The 21,922-nt window shown below is 52.3% G+C and carries 18 protein-coding genes; 14 read left to right on the forward strand and 4 right to left on the reverse strand.

Annotation, left to right across the window (positions count from 1 at the left end):
• The first annotated feature begins 4 nt into the window (after positions 1–4).
• From TQ39_RS13170 to TQ39_RS13190, 5 genes are all read left to right on the forward strand, one after another.
• On the forward strand, positions 5–1,810 hold the full coding sequence (locus tag TQ39_RS13170; RefSeq protein WP_050005855.1) for a family 43 glycosylhydrolase: 1,806 nt from the start codon (positions 5–7) through the stop codon (positions 1,808–1,810).
• A 98-nt stretch (positions 1,811–1,908) separates the two neighbouring features.
• Positions 1,909–3,141 (forward strand): glycerate kinase type-2 family protein, encoded by a 1,233-nt coding sequence (locus tag TQ39_RS13175; protein WP_050005856.1) that lies wholly within the window; start codon positions 1,909–1,911, stop codon positions 3,139–3,141.
• A 13-nt stretch (positions 3,142–3,154) separates the two neighbouring features.
• Positions 3,155–3,535 (forward strand): CidA/LrgA family protein, encoded by a 381-nt coding sequence (locus tag TQ39_RS13180; protein ID WP_050005857.1) that lies wholly within the window; start codon positions 3,155–3,157, stop codon positions 3,533–3,535.
• Entirely contained in the window at positions 3,528–4,208 is a 681-nt protein-coding gene (locus tag TQ39_RS13185; protein WP_050005858.1) for an LrgB family protein, read from the forward strand. Before TQ39_RS13180 ends, TQ39_RS13185 begins: the two co-directional genes overlap by 8 nt.
• Before the next feature lie 15 nt (positions 4,209–4,223).
• Positions 4,224–5,558: an MATE family efflux transporter gene (locus tag TQ39_RS13190; protein WP_050005859.1), complete on the forward strand. Its 1,335-nt coding sequence runs from the start codon at positions 4,224–4,226 to the stop codon at positions 5,556–5,558.
• Between the two features lie 84 nt (positions 5,559–5,642).
• Here TQ39_RS13190 and TQ39_RS13195 read toward each other — a convergent pair whose 3' ends face one another.
• Together TQ39_RS13195 and TQ39_RS13200 are read right to left on the reverse strand one after the other, a co-directional pair.
• A complete protein-coding gene (locus tag TQ39_RS13195; protein ID WP_050005860.1) occupies positions 5,643–6,725 on the reverse strand; it encodes a HAMP domain-containing sensor histidine kinase in 1,083 nt (360 codons plus the stop codon).
• Positions 6,709–7,404: a response regulator transcription factor gene (locus tag TQ39_RS13200; RefSeq protein WP_050005861.1), complete on the reverse strand. Its 696-nt coding sequence runs from the start codon at positions 7,402–7,404 to the stop codon at positions 6,709–6,711. The genes TQ39_RS13195 and TQ39_RS13200 overlap by 17 nt, the downstream gene beginning before the upstream one ends.
• Positions 7,405–7,715: 311 nt before the next feature.
• On the opposite strand from TQ39_RS13200, the gene TQ39_RS13205 reads away from it, so the two are divergent.
• From TQ39_RS13205 to TQ39_RS13250, 8 genes are all read left to right on the forward strand, one after another.
• Positions 7,716–8,777 carry an NAD-dependent epimerase/dehydratase family protein gene (locus tag TQ39_RS13205; RefSeq protein ID WP_050005862.1) on the forward strand — a complete coding sequence of 354 codons (1,062 nt, stop codon included), beginning with the start codon at positions 7,716–7,718 and terminating at the stop codon, positions 8,775–8,777.
• A gap of 13 nt (positions 8,778–8,790) precedes the next feature.
• The gene (locus TQ39_RS13210; RefSeq protein WP_050005863.1) at positions 8,791–9,627 is read left to right on the forward strand and encodes an SDR family oxidoreductase; all 837 of its coding nucleotides are present in this window, start codon (positions 8,791–8,793) and stop codon (positions 9,625–9,627) included.
• A 140-nt stretch (positions 9,628–9,767) separates the two neighbouring features.
• The gene (locus TQ39_RS13215; RefSeq protein ID WP_050005864.1) at positions 9,768–10,166 is read left to right on the forward strand and encodes a hypothetical protein; all 399 of its coding nucleotides are present in this window, start codon (positions 9,768–9,770) and stop codon (positions 10,164–10,166) included.
• Between the two features lie 1,303 nt (positions 10,167–11,469).
• The gene (locus TQ39_RS13225; RefSeq protein ID WP_069955745.1) at positions 11,470–11,790 is read left to right on the forward strand and encodes a DeoR family transcriptional regulator; all 321 of its coding nucleotides are present in this window, start codon (positions 11,470–11,472) and stop codon (positions 11,788–11,790) included.
• Between the two features lie 463 nt (positions 11,791–12,253).
• Positions 12,254–14,275 carry an ATP-dependent DNA helicase gene (locus tag TQ39_RS13235; RefSeq protein ID WP_050005867.1) on the forward strand — a complete coding sequence of 674 codons (2,022 nt, stop codon included), beginning with the start codon at positions 12,254–12,256 and terminating at the stop codon, positions 14,273–14,275.
• Positions 14,235–14,612: a recombinase family protein gene (locus TQ39_RS21275; RefSeq protein WP_050005868.1), complete on the forward strand. Its 378-nt coding sequence runs from the start codon at positions 14,235–14,237 to the stop codon at positions 14,610–14,612. Before TQ39_RS13235 ends, TQ39_RS21275 begins: the two co-directional genes overlap by 41 nt.
• A 1-nt stretch (position 14,613) precedes the next feature.
• Positions 14,614–15,054 (forward strand): recombinase family protein, encoded by a 441-nt coding sequence (locus tag TQ39_RS20370; protein WP_167541538.1) that lies wholly within the window; start codon positions 14,614–14,616, stop codon positions 15,052–15,054.
• A 267-nt stretch (positions 15,055–15,321) separates the two neighbouring features.
• The gene (locus TQ39_RS13250; RefSeq protein ID WP_050005870.1) at positions 15,322–17,001 is read left to right on the forward strand and encodes a recombinase family protein; all 1,680 of its coding nucleotides are present in this window, start codon (positions 15,322–15,324) and stop codon (positions 16,999–17,001) included.
• Positions 17,002–17,678: 677 nt separating this feature from the next.
• Here the strand turns inward: TQ39_RS13250 and TQ39_RS13260 are convergent.
• Positions 17,679–18,530, reverse strand: coding sequence for an AraC family transcriptional regulator (locus TQ39_RS13260; RefSeq protein ID WP_050005871.1), 852 nt, complete (start codon positions 18,528–18,530; stop codon positions 17,679–17,681).
• Between the two features lie 293 nt (positions 18,531–18,823).
• Between TQ39_RS13260 and TQ39_RS13265 the strand changes: the two genes are divergently transcribed.
• A complete protein-coding gene (locus TQ39_RS13265; RefSeq protein ID WP_050005872.1) occupies positions 18,824–20,914 on the forward strand; it encodes an alpha/beta hydrolase in 2,091 nt (696 codons plus the stop codon).
• Between the two features lie 496 nt (positions 20,915–21,410).
• On the opposite strand, the gene TQ39_RS13270 is transcribed toward TQ39_RS13265, so the two are convergent.
• Positions 21,411–21,734: a hypothetical protein gene (locus TQ39_RS13270; RefSeq protein WP_009324203.1), complete on the reverse strand. Its 324-nt coding sequence runs from the start codon at positions 21,732–21,734 to the stop codon at positions 21,411–21,413.
• Between the last annotated feature and the right edge of the window lie 188 nt (positions 21,735–21,922).

Here is a 21,922-nt window from a genome sequence, read left to right on the forward strand (position 1 = left end):
TGCCATGAAAACCTACTGCAATCCTTTGGACCTGCCTTACCGCTATCAGCACATGCATGAGAAGAACCGCCGCTATGCCTTCCGGGAAGGGGCGGACCCTACCCTAGTACTTTTCAAGGGAACCTACTACCTGTTTGTTTCCATGTCGGCGGGTTTTTTCTACTCTCAGGATCTGCTCCGTTGGAACTTCCATCCCGACCCCGACCTGGAGATCTACGACTATGCACCCGATGTCCGGGAAATCGACGGCTGGCTTTATTTCTGTGCTTCCTCCCGCAGCAAAAACTGCCCGATTCTGCGCAGTGACGATCCGTTGCATCGGAAGTTTGAACAGGTGGGGGCACCGTTCCCTTTTTGGGACCCCAATCTTTTCCTGGATGATGACGGGCGTCTGTATCTCTACTGGGGATGCACGAACATCGATCCCATCTGGGGAGTGGAACTTGATCGCCATACCCTGGAACCTGTGGGCGAGAAAACAGCGCTGATCCGGGGCAACCCGGATTGTCTGGGCTATGAGCGCCCCGGGGAAAACGGGGTCGTGGACAGGAAGAGCAGTGTTGTGTACCAGCAGCTGGCGCCCTTGTTTGACCCTGTCGCAAAAAAAGTCCGGCTCCCGGCTGGAATGCAGGTACCCGGCGGGTATACCGAGGAGGCCATGACCCGCATGTTCCTGTCGGTTGGGGCACCTTACATTGAGGGAGCATACATGACCAAATATCAGGGACGATATTACCTGCAGTATGCTTGCCCGGGAACCCAGTACAACATCTATGCGGATGGCGTTTATGTGGGGGAAAGCCCCCTGGGCCCCTTTGTTCGTCAACATTCCAACCCATTTTCTTCTGTGCCCGGCGGCTTTGCCACCGGGGCAGGTCACGGCAGTACCGTACAAGACCGGTATGGAAACTGGTGGCACGCCGCCACGATGCGAATTTCGGTCAACCATGATTTTGAACGCCGGGTGGGGCTGTTCCCCGCCGGATTTGATGACGATGGTGTGCTATTCTGCAACCAGAATTTTGCCTGCTATCCGCGCAGGATTCCCGCAGGGCGTTTCGATCCTGCGGCGCTGGGGCCGGCCTGGATGCTTTTATCGTATGGAAAGAGGGCCTTTGCCTCCTCCACTGAACAGGGAAGCGACCCGGCTCGGGCTGTAGACGAAGATATCCGCACCTGGTGGAGTGCTGCGGACGCCGCGCCGGGACAATGGCTGGCTGTGGATCTGGGACGGGAGATGGATGTGCGTGCTGTGCAGATAAATCTGGCCGACCAGAATCTGGCGGTGGCATTCCCCGATGAAAGCTATGGCGACGAGCAGCGAATCCGGCACATCGAGCTGGAGCCCCAACCCAGCCGCTATACTCTGGAAATCAGCGATGACGGCAGGGCTTGGACTCTGCTGGAAACGGTGGACAAAGAATGCTCCAACGGTTACTACGAATATGAAAATGGAATGAGGGCCCGGTATGTGCGGATCGTGGGTAAAACGCTGCCTTATGGTCAGCCCTTGCGGGTCTCGGGGCTGCGGGTGTTCGGCAATGGCGGGGGGCAAAAGCCCGCACCGGCCAAAGCCCGTGCCGTTCGTCTGGACGAACAGGATGCCCGGGTGCGTTGGGAACCTGTCCCCGGGGCGCAAGGATGTAATGTGCGTTACGGCATTGCACCGGACAAGCTCTACCAGAGCTGGCTGGTTTACGGTGGCAACGAGGTTACAATTTGCACACTGACGGAAGGGCAAGAGTACTATCTAGCGGTGGATGCCTTCAATGAGAACGGTATTGCCTTCGGTGAGGTCTTTCGGCTGTGAAGGAATCTGCACCATCCATTGCAGGGACGCTGTCTGCTGTTATGAGCGGACAGCGCTTTTGGTATAGTTTACAGGAAGCAAAGCGGGAGGGATACTGTGTGAATCATCGATTGCGTACTGATGCCAATGACATTGTGAAGCGGGCGATTGGGGCGGTACTGCCTGACGAGGCTGTGCGCCGTGCCTTGGCCGGGTTTGCGCCTAGTGCCGGACGGTTGCTGCTGGTGGCGGCGGGTAAGGCTGCCTGGCAGATGACTCGGGCCGCCCTGCAGGTTCTCCCTCCCCTGGATGGCGGAGTGGTGATTACAAAATATGACCATGTGCAGGGGCCTCTGCCCGGGGTGATCTGCTGTGAGGCCGGGCATCCGGTCCCGGATGAAAATTCTTTCGCAGCCACCCGGGCGGCGCTGGATCTGACCCGGGGTCTGCACCAGGAGGATACCGTGGTATTCCTGCTCTCGGGCGGGGGCAGCGCGTTGTTTGAACAGCCTCTGATTTCCGGGGCAGAATTGCAAGGCATTACCCGGCAACTGCTGGGATGCGGGGCGGATATTGTGGAAATCAACACCCTGCGCAAAAGATTCTCGGCGGTCAAGGGCGGGCGGTTTGCGGAGCACTGTGCTCCGGCGCAGGTGTTTCAAGTGGTGCTCAGCGACATTCTGGGGGACCCGCTGGATATGATTGCTTCAGGGCCTGCCTGCCCGGATTCCGCCACCTGTGCCGATGCGCTTGCCGTGGCTGAAAAATATGCCTTGCATATGAGCAGGGAGGCAGAGGCTTGTCTCGAACGGGAGACGCCTAAGGTACTGTGCAATGTCAATACCCGGATTACCGGCAGTGTGCGGGAGCTCTGCACCGCCGCGGCAGCCGCCTGCCGCGACCTTGGGTATGAGCCCTGGATTCTCACCGACCATCTGGACTGCGAAGCCCGGGAGGCAGGACGCTTTTTGTCTGCCATTGCCCGCACGCACGGGGGAGAAGGGCGCCGTCTGGCCTTTGTGGCAGGCGGTGAAACGGTGGTGCATCTGACCGGCAAGGGGTTGGGAGGCCGCAACCAGGAACTGGCGCTGGCGGCCGCACCGGGGCTGGCAGGCCTGAACGCCGCCGTGTTCAGCGTGGGCAGTGACGGCACTGACGGACCTACCGATGCTGCAGGAGGGTATGCCGATGGCGATACCCTGACTGCCCTGACTCGGCTGGGCTGGTCGGTGCCCGCCGTTCTGGCAGACAACGATGCATACCACGCGCTGCGGGCTGTGGACGGGCTTTTGGTGACCGGTCCCACCGGTACGAATGTGAACGATGTGGCTGTGGTGCTGGTGGGTGGCTGAAGGGGAGGAGCCTATGAAAACATTGCGGCAATTTTTGGTCATTCTGGCCTTTACCTTCGCGGGGGAGGCGCTCCACAGGCTGCTGCCTCTGCCCGTCCCGGCGGCTGTGTATGGGCTGATTCTGCTTTTTGCGGCATTGCAAAGCGGGATGGTTCCTTCCTCTGCCGTGGAGGACGCAGCACAGTTTTTGCTCAGAATCATGCCGGTGCTTTTTGTGGCCCCTGCCGCTGCCCTGATCGAAAGCTGGCCCCTGCTGGCGGGGGCCTGGCTGCAAGTGCTGACCATCGTGGCGGTTTCTACACTGGGGGTATTCGGGGTGTCGGGTGTGGTGACCCAGGCATTGCTGAACCGCCTTGCCCCGATGGATTCCAAGACGGAGGTACACCATGGCTGAATTTCTGTCTGCCAGTTCTCTGTTTGCTGTCCTGCTCACGCTGGGAGCCTATGAGCTTGGTTGTCTTTGCCAGCAGCGGACGGGACTTGCTGTGTGCAGTCCCATCCTGTTGGGGGCGGTGGGGGCAGCCTTTGTGCTGAGTGTGTTGGGCATTCCGGTTCCGGTATACCGCCAGGGATGCGAGACCTTCTCCTGGCTGCTGACCCCGGCCACCGTATGTCTGGCTGTCCCGCTGCATACCCGGTTCTCCCGCCTGCAGCGGAATCTGCCTGCCCTGCTGGCCGGGATAACGGCAGGTACGCTGACCAGTCTTCTGGGCATCGGCGGGCTGTGCTGGATCATGGAGCTGGACAGTGCTCTCACTGCCTCGCTACTGCCCAAAAGCATCACGACTGCCATGGGCATTGTGGTCAGTGAAGCGATGGGAGGCGATAGTGCCATCACAACGGCAGCCATCATTGCGACCGGTATTCTCGGCAGCGTGACAGGGCCTGCGTTTTGCCGGCTGTTTCGTCTGACCAGTCCGGCGGCCAAAGGGGTGGCTTTTGGTACCGCAGCCCATGTCATTGGTACCAGCAAGGCCGCTGAGTATGGCCCCACCGCCGAGGCTGCCGGCAGCCTGGCAATGGTGGTGGCCGGTGTGATGACGGCGGTACTTTGCCCTCTGCTGTGAGGAAGGAATATCCGGATGAAAGGAAGAAAAGATCTGTTTGCCAAAAGTGATTGGAGAGCCATCGCCGGACTGTGTGTGCCTTCACTGCTTTCCATTGCGGTCATGCTGCTGTACAACATGGCCGATATGTATTTTGTGGGATGGATGGGGCAGGTCAGCGCCGTGGCAGCGGTATCATTGGTAGGACCGGTTTACTCGCTGCTCATGGCAGTGTCCACCATGCTGGGGAACGGTGCCTGTACCCGCATCGCTCAAGCTCTGGGCCGGGGAGACGAGGAAACAGTACACCGCTGTACTGCGCTCTGCTTCTGGGGAAGTTTGGAATTCGGGATGGTATTTGCGCTGATCTGTTTTGTGGGACAGCGGGCTATTCTGCAATTGTTGGGGGCAAATGAGGAAATGTGGTCGGCTGCTCGCAGCTATATGCTGGTAATAGCAGCTGGTGCGCCGCTGTTGTTGCTCAACCACACCTGGGCCGGTGCGCTGCGTGGGCAGGGAAAAGTGATGATCAGCTTCATCGGCAGCATGATAGGAACTTTTGTTAATATTCTTTTAGACCCGGTGTTCATATTAGGATTGAATCTGGGAGTGGGTGGTGCGGCTGTGGCTACCGTGCTCAGCAACGCACTGGCTGCGGGGTACTACTTTATGCAAAGCCATACCAAGCGCTGCACCTTGGAACTGCACCCTCGCTATGCCCGGGATCTGGCCATTCTGGGAGATCTGCTGGCTTTGGGGTTGCCCAATGCCGTCAGTACCGGGTTGAGCGGGCTGGCACATACCTTTAGTAACCGGTTGCTGGTGGGTTACGGTATCGCTGCCGTGGCAGCCATGGGAGCGGTAGGGAAAGCTACCATGTTGGTGACTATGGTACAGATGGGGTTGTGTATGGGGGTACAGCCATTGCTGGCTTATTGCTATGGTGAAAAGAACTGGCAGCGGCTGCGCTTCCTGGTGCACAAGATGTTGGGGCTGACCTTGACCCTGGGAGTGGTGCTTACAGCGGTTCTTTTTGCGGGACGGGAGACCATTATCGGGCTGTTTTTACAAGATACTGCGACCGCTGCCCTAGGCGCTCGACTATTGATTTTGCACATGCTGCTGGGACCTTTCATTGGGCTGTACTATCTGGCAATCAACTTTTTGCAAGCCGGAGGCAATGCTCCCGCAGCCACTTTGACTTCGGCTCTACGACAAGGCGTGTTGCTGATTCCTTTGCTCTACCTATTGGAATATTGGTTAGGACTGAATGGCCTGGCTTTTGCCACGGTGGCAGCAGATGCCGTCTCAATGTTGGTGGCCGGGGGGCTGGCTTTACGCCAGTATCGTCGGGCAGCGAACATAACGTGAGAATTCCTCTACTTACATCTTTGAAGAAACAAAACCTCGCAGCCGATGAAGTTGCCGGCTGCGAGGTTTTTACTTTGTATATTTTCAGGATTTCTGAGAAGGAAGATTCACCTGAAAACAGCTGCCCTGGCCAGGGGCGCTCTGCACGGTGACGGTACCGCCGTGCAGGGTGACAATTCTATGTACCAGGGCCAGACCCAGGCCGTTGCCCTCGGTTTTATGGGAAGTGTCCCCCTGGTAGAATCGATCGAAAATATGTCCCTGGGTAACCTGATCCATGCCGGGGCCGCGGTCTGTCACTGCCACCGTCATCCCGTCAGAGGTTTTGCGCAGGCTCAGGGTCACAATACCTCCTTCGGAGGAAAACTTGGCGGCGTTGTCCAGCAGATTCACCCAGACCTCCTTGAGTAGCCCCTCGTTTCCGATATAGATGCACTCGTCGCTTTCGGGGATAAGGACCTCGATGGTGACCTCTTTTTTTGGCCGCCATTTCTTCTCCACGAGCAGGGTACTCTGGCGTAGTTGCTCAGCCAAAGGGAAAGGGGTGGTGTCGGTGAGAATGGTCTGTGCCTCAACCCGGGAGAGGGCCAGTACGCTGTTGGCCAGTGCGGCCAGCCGCTTGCTCTCCGATGTGATGATGTTCAGGTATTCCCGCTGCTCTTCGCGCGGCATTTCCTCATCTTCCAGGAGCAGATCGGCAAAACCGCCGATGGAGGTGATGGGGGTCTTGAACTCGTGGGAAAAATTGTTGATAAAGTCTTTGCGCAAAATTTCGGTGCCGCCTAGTTCCTCCGCCGCCTTGTTAAAAGCAGTAGTGAACTCTCGCAATTCCAGCGGGCGCATCCAGCCGGAACAAGCCATGCGCACCGAAAAATCCCCTCCGGCCAGCTGCTGCATGGCGCGTACCATTCCCCGTACGGGGTTCAAGATGACCTTGCGGATCATAACGACCATGCTGATGCCAATGAGAATGGCCGCCACGTAAATTACAATCATCACCGCGTCGGGACGCAACAGTTCATCCAGTTGAATCCAATGAAACTGCATAGCCACCCAGGCAGCAGCTGCTGTGAAGCCCAGTACTGTCAACAGAATGAAAAAGAGGTTCAGGGTCAGCAACATGGTCAGGTTGAAGGTAAACAGCCATTCCTTAATCTTCTTCCACATAGTCATCTCCTTTTCTCACAGCCCGGTATCCTAAGCTGCGTACCGTTTGAATCTCAAACTCCGGCCAGTCGAAAAAACGAGTGCGCAGACGGTTGATGTGGACTGTGACCGTCCGCTCGTCAGTCTCTGAATCCAGCCCCCAAATCTCGTCCAGCAACTGCAGACGGGTGAAGGTGCGGTCTGGGTAGGCCAGCAACTTGTAGAGCAGTTCGAACTCCTTGGGAGGAAGCGAAACCGACTCGTGTCCCCGACGTACTGTCCGAGCGTCGTAGTCCAATACTGCATCGCCAACCGTGATTTTCCGCTCATCCACAATGTGGGCCCGGCGCAGCAAGGCTTTAATGCGCAACAGCATTTCTTCCTTATCCACTGGTTTGGTTATGTAGTCATCGGTACCCACCAGAAACCCATGGTGTTTGTCTTCTGGCAAGGCCCGGGCGGTGACCATAAGGATGGGCAACAGGCTGCCGGATTCCCGGATGGTACGGGTCAGGGCGAAGCCGTCCAGCTTGGGCATCATCACATCACAAAGTAGCAAATCGATCTGGTAGTGGTCCAGCTTGTTCAGAGCTTCTTCACCGTCAAAGGCGGAGATGGGCTCATACCCGGCCCGGCGCAGGATTGCGCAGAAAAGCCGATTTGTATTGGCGTCATCCTCAGCCACCAAAATCTTGAACATCTGCAGTCCTCCGTTTGTATTTTATCTATTCTTAATTATAGCACGTTCAGTATACGCCACAAATATCAACAAAAGATAAACGTCTTTGTTGACCATATGTTGACCTGGAAAGTGTATCCTCATAGGCGTTGAAAGAAAGCAATGTTCCAAAACCTAAACCAGATCAGGAGGAAATACTATGCGTAACACCCTGTTTAACCCCTGCTGCATCACTGCTTTACTTGTAGGCTGTATCGGTGCTGTTGGTGTTGCCTGCGTTGTTTTATACAGAAAAAAACACCACTGCTGAGAAATGTAAGGAGGAACTCACCATGAAAACCATCAGTAATCAGAAAACCGATTCGTCCATCTATCTTGTTACCGGAGCCGCCGGTTTTTTGGGCGGTACGGTCTGCCGTCAACTGGTAGCCCGAGGAGATCGGGTTCGGGCCTTCGTTCTACCGGGAGACAAGGCTGAGCAGTATGTCCCCGTCCAGGCAGAAATCTGTGAAGGCGATCTCACCGACCCGGTGTCATTGGAGCGCTTTTTCGACGTGGAACCAGATGTGACTATCAACGTCATCCACTGCGCTTCCATTGTTACTGTGAATCCTGATTACAGCCAGAAGGTCATGGACGTAAACGTGGGCGGCACCCAAAATATCATTGAACGCTGCCTGAAGGCCGAGACCTTTGGCAAGTTGGTCTATGTCAGTTCTACCGGCGCCATCCCTGAACTGCCCAAGGGACAAAAAATTACCGAGGTGGACCAATTTGAGCCGGAAAAGACTCCAGACCGGGTCCGGGGCTGTTACAGCCAGAGTAAAGCCCTGGCGACCCAGGCGGTGCTGGATGCCGTGCATGTGAAGGGTCTGAATGCCTGTGTGGTCCACCCTTCCGGGATCATGGGGCCCGAGGACTATGCGATGGGTGAGACTACTGGCACTATGGTCAAGATCATCAATGGTGAGATGCCGATGGGAATCGACGGTACCTTCAACCTCTGTGATGTGCGGGACCTGGCCGCGGGCTGTATCGCAGCCGTGGACAAGGGGCGCAAGGGGGAATGCTACATTCTGGGCAACAAGGAAGTCCGGTTCAAAGACTTTGCCAAGCTGGTGGCAGAAGAGGCGGAGTGCAAGGCCCCCCGCCTGTTCCTACCCTGCGGGGTAGCCAACTTTGTGGCGGGTATTACCGAAAAAAAGGCCAAAAAGACTGGCGAAAAGCCGCTGCTGACAACCTTCTCCATCTACAATCTGGCCCGCAATAATGACTTCGATTCCTCCAAGGCTCAGCGGGAGCTGGGTTACCATACCCGTAGCTACCGGGAAACCATGCACGATGAGATCGCCTGGCTGAAAGCAACGGGCAAAATTGGCGCCGTGCGGGTGTGAAAGGACGAGCACCATGGAAAAAATCAACAAGAAAATCTGTGTCATCACCGGCGGCAGCAGTGGGATCGGTCTGGCCACAGCATTTCGTATGGGGCGCAAGGGCTATACCCTGGTGCTGGCTGCCCGTACGCCGGCAAAGATGGAGAAGGCGATTGCCCGCTTGAAAGAAGAACAACTTGAGGTTACAGCCTGCCGCTGTGACATCAGTGACTGGGAGAGTGTACAGAAAATGGCTGCCTACGCTCAGAGCCTCGGAGAGGTGAGCATTGTGCTGCACATTGCGGGCATGAGTCCCCACATGGGGAATGCGGAAGCAATCATGCGGGGCAACGCTTTGGGAACCGTACACATCCATGATGCGTTTTACCCCATTTTGGCACGAGGGGGATGTCTGGTGGATACTTCTTCCATGTCTGCATACCTGACGCCAGAGTTTATCATGCCCAAGAAAGCATTTCCCCTGGCCTCTACCGACCGAGACGCATTCTTGCGCAAAATGGTGGCTCGGGTGAATCTGCTTCCCCCCAAAAGCCGGGCTGGTGCGGCCTACGCCATCAGCAAGTATTTTGTTATTCAGTATGCCAAAAAAGAAGCTGCTCGCTTTGGCAAACGTGGAGTACGGGTACTTTCTATCACACCGGGCAACTTTGATACCCCCATGGGTGAACTGGAAAAAGAGGAGGCGGCAAACTACCTGAGATACAACGCAATCCAACGGCTGGGGCGTCCTGATGAGATCGCTGCCCTGTTCGCTGCCGTTAGCGATCCGGAGATGGGCTATCTGACAGGATGTGATATCCTCTGCGATGGAGGCTGCATCGCTGGGGGCGCCAAAGCCCTGGGAGGGTGAGAGCTTTGCCCGGAAAAATGGATGGCAAACCGGAAAAAAATATTTTGTTCACATGAATAACACAGATGTCCTTTTTATGAGCAGCAAAACAACCGCTCATAAGCAAGAAAAATCATGAAAATGAAAAGGTGGTTTTAAATATGGAACAGACCGTTTACACACAGCAGAGGCAGCAGGCATATCAGCAGATTCTGGAGGAAATCAAGGTCAATGCCAAAAGGCGGAACGACTTTGAAAACGCGATCACGGAGCACATTTATCGGTGGTGGGCTCAGTGGAAACCGGACTATGAAGGGTGGCTGCAATGTGCGGACAGTCTCTATGCAAGGGAGGCTGTGATCGATGCCATTGGACAAGAACCTCAACGGTATGCCGATTACCGTCGATCCATGAAGGGGCAACGAGACGCCTTCGATATGGATATGGGGCCGATTCAGACTTTTGTGGTGGAAGGGAACACGGTTGCTTTCAATTACCGGATGTATATGACGCCGAAGATGGATATGGGGGCGTTGAAAAAGGAAAAACCGTGGTGTTAAAGGTGTCTGAATTCAACACATTTGATAACGTGGACGGGTACGAAGAACCCATGGTGACGCATCTGCAGCTGCTGGCAACGGGTTTGCCAAACAGGTAATGGCTCGGACAGCTTTGTGCGGATGTCCCTTTGACGGATCAGCGGCCCTTCCGGAACTGCGTCGCGAGGCTCTCTTAAAAAAGCGGACGCGAAGATAGATTGAAAAAACGCCTGTGAAATTTTTCGGCAAAAGACGGGACGACCGCTAAAGTTGGACCCTTTTTCTTAGCAGGAAACAACAAGGGATAAAACATTTCCGGGGTCCATGTTGCCCGCTAAGTAATCTCTACTTTACCCCTGGGGTAAGCCTTATTGGCGGAAAATATCTTTAGCGACAGCCATACATACTCCGCGATGGAAGTGCTTGCTGTTTCCAGCTGCTTGCCTGAGCACATGTCCTGCCACTCTTCATCGCTCGCCTGGTATTTTTCTGGGCCATAGGCACAATCCACCATGCAGGTGAACCGGCTAGTAATCCGTGCACCTACAGGGGAGCGAGGAAGCCGGAAATTGGTCATGACGAAGAACAACTTGCCCTGACCTTCTACCGTAAAAGACTAGGAAATCTGGATGTTGAAGGAGGAGAGGCTCTCGTCGTTTATATGGAAATTTCCTGCGCTCTCAAGGGAGTCTCCTAGGCGTAAGGCGAATGTAGGCCGGAATACCTGTGGGATCATTCCAGCTGTATATGCATGCGGTTTGGGGAAAGAACCCGGCAGACTATGACCTTGTGGCCGATGTTAAAGTAGAGATATCCTTTACCAGTATCTGGACTCTTCTACAAGAGTGATGACGGTGCAGTAATTACAGGTAAAAAGAAAATCACTTCCGATACGCTACTCGGTTACTATGCGGTTGAGTTTGAAGCCTTGTGGCGGGCGGTGTTTAGTGGAAAGATAGATGAAAACGTGAAGATGTTACGGGCGATGATGTAACATAATCCAAAAGGAAAAGTCTATTGAATGAAGTAAAACAAACTGCTAGAAGCAGGTTACACAGCAACATATATGTAAAGAAGGGTGTTGGCCACATTGTGGCCAGCACTCTTTTTTGTTTCGACAATATATTATAAAAAACACCATCTTTCGAAAATTATCGACTTGCAGACTTGCGTTGATAGTACCGGAGGGCGGCGTTTTTTATTGCTGTGTCTGCAGAAGGCAACTTCTTTTGATGAAATATAAATTTTTTATTTAAATGTATCAAAAGTTGTTAGGTTTAGGCGATAAGATACCCCCATAGCAAAGGAAGGGAGGGAAACCGCGGTGCGGCCGAATGAACGGCGCAGGAAAATCCTTGAATTGATGAATCTGCGTCGGTATGACACCATGCAACATCTGGCCGAAGAGTTCGGCGTATCGCGGATGACGATCTATAGGGACTTCCTTACTCTTGCCGAGGAGTATCCGTTTATTCATACGATCGGTCGTAGCGGGGGTGTTTCTCTGCCAGATGGATATTACTTAAGCAGAAAGTATCTAAGTCCTGATCAGGCAGATGCTATTCGGAGAAATCTGAACAATGTCACTGCCCAAGATCGTGAAATATTCCAAAGTATCCTGAACGACTTTGCTTGGTCTGAGTAATCAGATCGCACCTTGACAACTGAATACCCAGCACGGAGGCACGTTCCCGGAGCAGGAAGCGTGATCAGAGAAGCGCCATGACGTAAAATCAGCACCCAGCAAGAGGGACAAGATTGTACTGAGCGATCCATTCTACTGAAAAAGCAGCGAAAACTGCTTCGCCATGATCTGCAAGGGAGATAATGATACGCCTGTTGCCCCGCACGTCAGACGGGGTGGCCGACCTTGGGTTGAAATCCTTAGACCCTTGGAACACCAGTGAAAGCTGCGCAAGCGGCTTGCCGAACGAAAGTGAACCGTGTTCCCGGATGCCAGGGGGCGAGCTGCAAATATGGCATTTCTGCATGTTATTCTCTTTTCCTGAACATCAACAGCCCCATGTGTTGATGTCGAACCCGTGCGGCGCAGTGCAAGCCACTGCGCCGTATTATTTTGCCATCAACTCAAACGAGGAGATGATTCTATGACAAACCCGGAAACCGGTTACGAGAAAGCCCACCGACAGGTAGAACAGATTTTCCGGCAGTTTTTTCCAGCCAGAGGAATGATCACACGCGAAGGCCAGATCCGTCTGTGCCACATGATGCTGGACGCCCTGTTTGGCCTGGATGTGGCCCTGTGTGACGCCGGTGTGGGACTGGGAAAGACCTATGCCTACCTGGTTGCCTGCGTGCTGTGGCAGCTGCAAAGGCCACGACAGATGCAGCGCCCAGTGGTGATTTCCACCGCCAGTGTCGCCCTTCAAAGCGCTATTCTCACAGAGTACATACCGTTTTTATCGGATGTTTTAATACAAAATGGATACATCCAGAAACCTATTTGTGCTGTACTGCGAAAAGGAAAAGAACGCTTTGCTTGTGATAGGCGGCTCTTGATTCGACAAAAGCAGATCGGTATTCGTGGCGAACGGTTCCGCAGGAGGGCCGCCGCATTGCGTGCTGCCAACCAATGCCTGGACCTGGATCTTTTGCCGGAAATATCCCGTCATGATCGCCGTCTGATCTGTGTGCCAGAGCATTGCAGCCGCAGCTGCATCTTGTACTCTGATTGCCGGTATCGACAGTATTTAAAAGATTCTAACGGTACTTCGGTTACCATTCAGGTCTGCAATCACAATTACCTGCTGGCAGACGCAGCCCACCGGCAAAACGGATGGAAGCCTTTGCTGAAAGATTATCAGGCACTGGTCATCGATGAGGCCCATAAACTGCCGGAAACAGTTCGTCAAATGAACACCCGGCGGATTCGTTCGTCAGACTTGCTTCGTTTTGAAAAAATACTGACCACCAGCCATTGCACATTGGGAGCCCAGAAGCTCCGTGGTGCAAGGATGGCGTTCCTGAAAGCATTTGCGCTTGCAGAGAACGAATCGAAAAGGGAAAAATCATTTTGCTTGACAGATGAACGATCCGCCTCCTTGCAGCATTTGGACAAAGCAATTCAGGAAATCCTCAAGCTGGAGAACAAGGAGGTACCGCCCGTTTTGAGCAACAAACTGAGTGATGTTCAAGAACTCGTTCCACTCTTCTTTCGCAGCGATATGACCTTTGTTCGCTATGTGGAATACCATCAGGAAAATGGGGACCTGGCCATTGATCTGTGTGCAGTGCCTTTCGATCTGCCCCGGTGCGTCTATGACGCGCTCTGGAGGGAGCATAAGCCTGCCATCCTTACATCAGGGACCCTGGCAGTGGGGGAGGATTTCACCCATACGGAACAGCAATTCGGGTTGGATCGAGGAACATCATTGCGCACACTGCGCATCGTATCTCCATTTAGATACGAAGAAAACTGTTTGCTTTATTTTCCAGCGACACACAGAAAGAAGGTCCCTTCCAAACAGAATACGGACCGCGTGGCCCATCAGATCCAGGATCTGATCAACACCGCCAACGGACACACGTTGGTGCTGTTCACTTCCTACGATCAGATGGGCCGTGTTTATGAAAAACTGAAAGATAAGTTCCCGGTGCCTGTACTGCAGGCGCAGCGCAACCCTCAGATCTATCTGGAACGCTTCAAACAACTTCCCAACGCCGTCCTGTTCGCCAGTGGAGCCTGTTGGGAAGGCGTTGATTTCCCCGGGGACATGGTCTCCTTGCTCATCATTGTGAAGCTGCCATTTCAGGTACCAGACCCACTGGGAGAGGCCATGCGAAAGCAATACGGCAATCTTCACAGTTACATCCAGACTGAGATCGTGCCCGAAATGCAGATCAAGCTGCGTCAGGGGTTTGGCCGTGCCATCCGCACTGAAACGGATAGCTGTGTGGTGGCAATCCTCGACCCTCGTGCGGCCCCAGGCGGGCGCTACCATCGGGCAGTGCTGGACGCATTGCCGGAAATGCCGGTTTCGGACAAACTAACAGATATCCAGAGCTTTTTACAATCAAAGAAAAATCCCAGTTATTTCGAGCCCCGATTCCCTAAGGAGGTTGATTTTCATGAGGGCAATTTGCTTCATCCAGGAAGTCAGAAACAGTGATCTCACCTTGCGGCAACAGATTCTGGTCTGCCGTAAAGCACTTCGTAAGCTGCGCTGGCCTTGCGTACAGGAGTTGTACGCTCAGGCAGGAACCGAAGAACAACCGCTGACGCTGCGCCCTGGGGTAATGGATTTACTTCACGCAGCTGCAAACGATGAGGTAGACGTTTTGATCGTGGTGGATATCAACCATTTACATTGTGGCCGACCCGAACTGGAAGGGTTGCTCGCATCTTTGCTGCAGTATGGTGTGCACACTTTCGGTGTCCAGTGCGGTTGGATCGAGCCGGGGGGCCGACACTGGATGGTTCTTCCGAATTACGATTCGGAGGTGTGAGATGGAACGCAAAAAAGAAGATGTGCTTTTCTTTCCGCGTGTCTGGTTGTATGCGCGTACAGGCAGCGGGCATCGATCTGCTGCTGAACAGCAGCTGGATGAACTTCGCGAATGGGCCAATTGCAATGGGTATTGTATAGTTGGGCAAAGCTGCGAATGTGCAAAGGCCAATTCCTTTTGGCGGCCTGGTTTGTTTTCCATGCTCCGGGCCGCGCGCAGGGGAGATATCGATGTCGTGGCAGTAACACGACTTTCCCGATTTGCCCGTAAGAAAAGCAAATTGTGCAAGATCCTAGCCAAATTACAGGCAAATGATGTGACGCTCATTACCACCGATGTGAGTTTGCGGTATCAGATGCATCTTTATGGTTTGGATCGAGTGATTGCAGGTTGCCCGAAAGGAAGGAACCGGTGTGCAGGAATACATACAGCAGATGCCTGATGGCCGTACTCGAGTGGAACGGGAAGTAGAGGGGGGCTTCGTTACCATATACTTTTCGGAAAAGGACGATGGGGATACGCTTGAAAAAGTGAAATCCATGATCATGGATGCCTACGCAGAGAGAAAACACCGTGAGGGTAAACTGTCAAATTGTGACCAGCAGTAGAGAGTATGTTTCTCCGTTTTGGTGATAGCTTTCCTCCTGTTGATTGAGTATTGTTGGGATGAGGAAATAACCAGAACTAAGTGAATAGGGGAGGAACAACGATGACTTTTTGGGACCAGCATGGTCAGGAAGTGGAAATCTCGCAAGCGGATCAGAAGTGGCTGGATGATGCCTATTTTACTACCCAGCAGATGCGGCTGCCCGTGGATTCACCGCGTGCCGCTTTGTCCTACCGGGTGTCGACCAAGGGCCAGGTGGATCACGACGATATTCCCATGCAGAAGATTGCCTGCCGGAAGTTCGCCCAGGAGCATGGGTGGCGTGTGGTGCTGGAGAAGGCGGAAAAAGGTGTTTCGGGCTCCAAAGTCTCCGCCAGTAAGCGGGATGTCATTCAGGAATTGCGCAGTGAGGCAAGCAAGGGAAACTTCGATATCCTTCTAGTGTATATGTTTGACCGGCTGGGACGCATTGAGAGTGAAACACCCTTTGTACTTGAATGGTTCGTTCAGCACGGTATTCAGATGTGGAGCACACACGAAGGTCAGCAGCGAATTGAAAGCCATGGCGATAAGCTGATGAACTATATCCGGTTCTGGCAGGCGGCAGGGGAGAGCGAAAAGACCTCCATGCGAACCAGAGATCGTATCCGTCAGATCGTTTCCAGCGGACATTTCGCCGGAGGCTTTGTCCCTTACGGATATCGAGCTATTAATAAAGGTAGAGTCAACAAGAGAGACCAGCCTGTAAAAGATTTGGAGATCGATCCAGATGAAGCGGCATGGGTCCGGGAAGTATTTACGAAAGTGGCGGAGGAAGGTGCCAGTGGATATGCCATGGCACAGATGCTGAACCAACGAGGACTGCGTACTCGCCAAGGGGCGGAGTTCCAGTCTTCCAATATCAAGAGAATGATTCAGCACGAGGGCTATACAGGATACATCATTACCAAAGCGGCAAGATCGGAGTTTATGCCGCAGCTGCAGATTATTGACGAGGCTTTGTTCGCCAAGGCCAACGAGATGATCAGCAAGAGAAGCAAAAAGGCTCTGAAAGATAAAAACGCTGCCCAAAAGAGTAGCAATCCAACATTATTGGCCGGCATCGTCGTCTGCGCACATTGCGGGGCGAAGATGTCGGCCTTTTTGCATACAGATCGGTATAAGCTGGCTGATGGAAGTATTCGAGAACGGGTGCAGGCCAAGTACAACTGTTATCAGCGCGGCCAGCATCTGCGGGAATGTGATGGGCAGGCCCTATATCTGGCAGAGCGGGTGGACAGGATTGTGGTTGCCTATGCTGATGAGCTGTTCCGCAAGATCAAAAGTGAGCCATATGACAAGAGCATTGAACAGAGAATACGGCAGCAGGATGCTGAACATAACAGACAAAAACAGGCTGCCGAGAAGAAAATCAAGGCAGCCCAGTATAAGCAGCAACGATATGAGGATGAAGTTCTGAAATGTTTGGATGGAAGGAGTGCATTCTCGCAGGAGATGCTGGCCCGACTGATTGCGCAGGCAGAGGCTGAAGTCAGACAAGCAAAAGATGAGTACGCAGTCCTACTTCAGAACAATGATGACCGAACTACGGTGCAACAGATCCGCAGTTATTATGATGAATTCCTCGGCTGGGCCAATGAGTTTGATCTCGCCACGGTCCAGAGGAAAAGAGCCATTCTGGCACAGCTGTTCGAGAAGGTGGAGGTTGGAAAAGGATACAGGATTACAATCCATGTGCGAGGAACTTATAAGCAGTTCTTGGGAGAAGAACCACATGAGTAATTTTAGCTACACCATTAGTATTGGTCAGTTGGGAGAGCAGCTGACTCTTAATCAGCGGGTCCCGGGTTCGAGTCCCTGTTGGTGCACCAAAAACCGTCTCTTCGGAGGCGGTTTTTTAAAAGCCGCGCCAAAACGGCTTATCTGCTCAGAAGATTCCAGAAAGGACACAAGCCGCCTGGAAACCCAAAAACACCGTGAGCTGCAACTCACGGTGTTTTTGGGTATTACTACTTTTTTTTGACTGCGCTTTTTTGAAATCATCAGAATTTTTCCGGAAATAATATTCGCCAAAATTCCACTCAGAACATCGAGCAAAAAGGACACGCAGCCACCTCCCTCCGGCTCCAGTTTGAAAGGGCAGCGTGTCCAGAGTATCACTTTAAGGAAAAGATTGTCAATATGTAGCTCAACAGAAGTCCCTGCACTATATGAAGGCAAAGAAAAATGATTCGATTCTCTAATTCTCTGCCAGATTAAGGAAGAGAGCTTAATGCAAAAAAGGTTATCCACCTGGATTGCCTTTTTTATTGTCTACAATAAAAAACATGCGATTAACCCTTTTTCCCGCGAGTTTTTTATCATCCACGCCTACCGCGAAATTTTCGCGACAGGCGTTCTTCATTTTAGTTAGCCGTTTTGAAGCAGAGCGCCAGAGGGAATGGCACAGACCGGGCGGGCTACTCACCCAAAACGATGGAGGTATCTAACGTAGGGTCAAAGCCTGTTTCTTCGTTGACAAAGGCACGGCGATTCAAAGAAAAGTTCGCGGGAAGATGCTTAGGAGGATATCCGGTGATTTCTTTAAAAACACGGTTGAAGTTGCGCAAGGTGTTGAAGCCGCAGCGCGCCATTAAATCGGCCATGGTGATGTCCTCCAGCTGCCCAAGCAGTTCTATAGCGCGATCTACCCGGAGGACGTTCATATAACGGGAAAAAGTAAGGCCAGTCATACGCTTGAAGTAACGGGAAAAGTAAGCTTCGGACATGTTCATAAACGAGGCAGCGTCCTCAAAACTGTATTCGTCACAATGCTGATCCAATAAAACAAGGAGCTGCTTGTAGTGTGTGTGCGTTGGCTGCGCGGTGCGTGCATCAATCGCCAGTTCTTCCCCGCGAAAGATATCCGAAAGCAGGGAAGTGATGAGGGCGTTCATTTTTTCGGCGTAAAAAAGCTGCTTTTTCTGGTATTCCGCATTCAGCTCGTTCATACGCTCACAGGCGTTGTAACGGTCGGGGAAAATGGGCTTTTTCAGATAACAGGGCGAGTGAAGTAGATTGCCAAATTGTGCGACTGCGATGCGGCTGTCAACCGTGCCGCGAATATTGTGGACACGTTCCCCGCAGAAAAAAGCGCAGTCGCCCTGGTGCAGAGTGTAGAAGATTCCGTCCAGCATGATCTCGGCGGCTCCTTCCTGACAGACCACCAGCTCATTTTCAAAATGCCAATGGGCCATGTTGCGCAGGTTTTCGTAGCGATGCACCCATACTTGCACGTCCTTGTCAAAAATACGCCGTTCCTGTTTCGCCATTTTGCACATCTCCTCTGTTGATATTATGGCGGATTTGCGCGGCAATGTCAATAAATGTCTATAAAGAGGTAAGTGAATTCTTTCAATAAAAGAGCAAAGTGTATATATTAAATAAAGGAAAGGTAGTGCTTTTTGTTGACAAAGACGAGACGCGTGAAGCGAAAAGCTTTATTTGTTGTTGAGATAGGAGGTATGAATATACGCTTTTAGTCCGATGATGGGAGTGATGCCACAGGACAGCTGGCGCTGCTCTCCATTGAAAATCCGTTAAGAACGAGGAGGAATAAGTAGATATGGGGAAATTCACCAACAAAACAGTAGATGGAGCAAAACGGTTGTTTGCGCTTCTGGTGGTGCTGATTTTGCTCTTCAGTTTTCTTGCACATATGTTTGCAACCAATTTTGGGCGCGTAAAGATTGAGCAGATCAACATTGATGCGCGCGGGGCTCTGTTAGATGGAGAACTGTACTATCCTGTGGGGACAAGTGACGAAAGTAGCCTGCCGGCGGTTATCGTTACGCATGGAGCAGGCTGCACACACAAGGGAATGAACAGCTACTGCATAGAGCTGGCGCGGCGAGGCTTTGTGGTATTTGCTTTCAGCGCCAACGGCTCGGGCATTAGCGAATTTCCCAAGCGCGATGAGATTGGTGCGGGTGAGCAGGACTACAACGCGCGGAATACGCCGGGCGGTCTGCATGATGCGCTGGAGTTTGTGCGTACGCTGAAATTTGTCGACCAGACCCGTGTCGGCATGATGGGCCATTCCCAAGGCTCGAGAAGAACCTCTTACGCGGCGTCCCTCGACGTGGGCTATTATACGCTGAACGACATTTTGATCAATGTGCTATATGAGGAATTCGGCCAGAAATTTACCGAGGATGAGATCACGCAGGATGCTGTCGCATTGGCTGAGGAGCGTCTAAACGAAGCTCAGCTTGCGCATTTTAATGACATCAGAGCAGAGAAGACAGCACATTTTGACACCAGATTGAAGGCCGCACTTGTCGTAGGCGGCGACGCACCGCAGGTTTCGCCCATGCAGACGGTGGTTGTGGGCGGATTCGAGGTGCGGAGGAATGCACAGGTGAATCTGGGACTGATCATCGGTGATTACGACTCTTACATCGGCTATCCCGCCGCCGAAACAACGCTTGAGTCTTGGCACTCGGATGAAACAGTGACGGCAGAAACTTGGTATGCTATCGATGATGTGGCTGCCACCGGCGAGCAGTTGGGCGGCTTTACACAAATAAGCATTACAGACAACGAAGCGCTGCATGCGGCAATTGAAGGGCGCGCGGCTCGGGTCGTTTGCTTCAACCCGGAACAACACGCTACCAACCAGATTTCTGTGCGGTCGGTTACAGATGCGGTGAAATATTTTGAACAGACTCTGGCATACAACAACGGTGAACTTTTGGCGGACGGCGCGCAGCCAATCAATGCCTCCAGCACGATTTTCTTTGCACACGAGGTGTTGAATGGCTTGGCAATGATTTGCATGGCTCTGATGCTTGTTCCGCTTATGGTGATGCTATTGTCACTGAAAACATTTGCGCAGGTGAAAGTGGTCGGGGCAGAGACGAAGACTTCTTTCGACAAAAAGAAGTATTGGCTTTTCGGCGGGCTGATGGTGGTGATAGGCTTTGCTGTAATCCTGATGACAAACCGGATTTTCAATCCCTTCCTGCCCTACTTTGAGATACTGCCGCTGTTCTTCAACTGGTGGGTCGTCTTTATGTATCTTGGCTTTATGGGGCTGGTTGCGGTGGCGTTCCTAGCCATATTCTATGTGCAGGATAAAAAGAGCGGTCGTCCGGTGAACTTTGGCCTTAAGGCCTCCGGCAAATCGGTGTTGCGTTCACTGTTTCTCTCAATTTGCATGATTGCTGCGGCGTATATTTCCCTTGATGTGATTCGCTATTTGTTCGGCGAGGACTATCGTTTCTGGAATAACGTGTTTGGCGTCATGAAGGTGGAATACTGGTGGGTGGCGCTGAAGTTTGCGGTGGTGATCTTCCTGCCGCAGCTGGCAATCAACGTGCTAACAAATTATACGGTGCGAACCGATATTCCCGAATGGAAAGACACCCTCTTTACGGTTGTGTTTAGCACGGCCGGCGTATGGCTGTGCTGCATGCTGAATGTCATCATGCTCCATTCGGGCGGCGCGGCGCTCTGCAACTGGAACTCTGCTTTTGCGCTGGTTCTGATGCTCCCGCTTACCACCTATTTATCAAGAAAGCTTTATAAGCTGACAGGCAGTGTCTGGACAGGAACGATTTTGATCACGTTCTTGATAAGCTGGGCCACTGTTTCGTCCATAGGGTATAATACCTATATCGGACAGTCTGTTTGGAGTACATTCTTTTATACCTGACGCACTTTCCCCAGCAAAGACTTCTGAGACAGAACACGGTTTTCGAAGGTGAATAGGAGCTAGGACTTAAAAGGCGCGGCGGAAACAGAGTGCTTTCCGCCGCGCCTTTTCAAATGCAGGGTGAAAAAAGAGTTGACAAAATGTTGAATGCGTTGCGACTGAAAAGCACCGTCCTGGGCCTTGAATTGGGCTCCACACGCATCAAGGCGGTGTTCTAATCTGGCTGGACACGATATTTGGGTGGGCCTACAAGACGCGTATCCAGTTTATAGGCGAGAAGTTTTTAAAGGCTGAAATTCCGCTTGACCTCTATAAAAGCATTGAGAATAATTTTGCAGAAAGGCTTGCAGCGGAAGAGGAGAATCAATTTATGATTGATGTGAAATGGGCAAACGAATTTCTGAAGAAATAGCAGCTGTGTGGATATTCGTGAGGAGGAAAATAAAAAATCCCGCAGCCTTTCGGCAGCGGGACAGAGGAAAAGCGGGATATCAGGTTATTCAGGCAGCGCCATGCCAAGCTTATCCGCGATCTCATCCAGCTTCATGCCGGATTTTTGTGCCTGCCTGACAAGGAGTTTGATCTGGTCGGCTTTGCTTTTACGCGGTTTGCGTTTTTTCGGCGTAAGCACGTCTTTCTTTTTGGCTTCAAGTTTAGCGATTTTTTCTTTAACAGCGGCGATCTTGTTATCAAATTCGGTGGCAGACGCCGCTTTTTTGTTTTCCAATTCTAAAATGGAATCTTTCAGTTTTTCAATTTGGACATCCAAATCAGCAGCGATTTGTTCCGGGGTTCTACGGACACGTTTTTCTTCAGACATTAAGTTACACTCCAAACAAATATAGATTAAAGATAACTAGTAGTTTAAATATATCACAGTCAAATAAAAGTAACAAGAGAAATTGTGTCGGAAGATGAAATGCAGATAATTGGATATAAAAAATGCTGATGTAACAGCCCCGCGGAAATATTTCCGTGGGGCTGTCTGCATAAATAGACCAGGGGAAA

The sequence above is a fragment of the Ruthenibacterium lactatiformans genome, from assembly GCF_000949455.1.
Lineage (GTDB): Bacteria > Bacillota > Clostridia > Oscillospirales > Ruminococcaceae > Ruthenibacterium > Ruthenibacterium lactatiformans.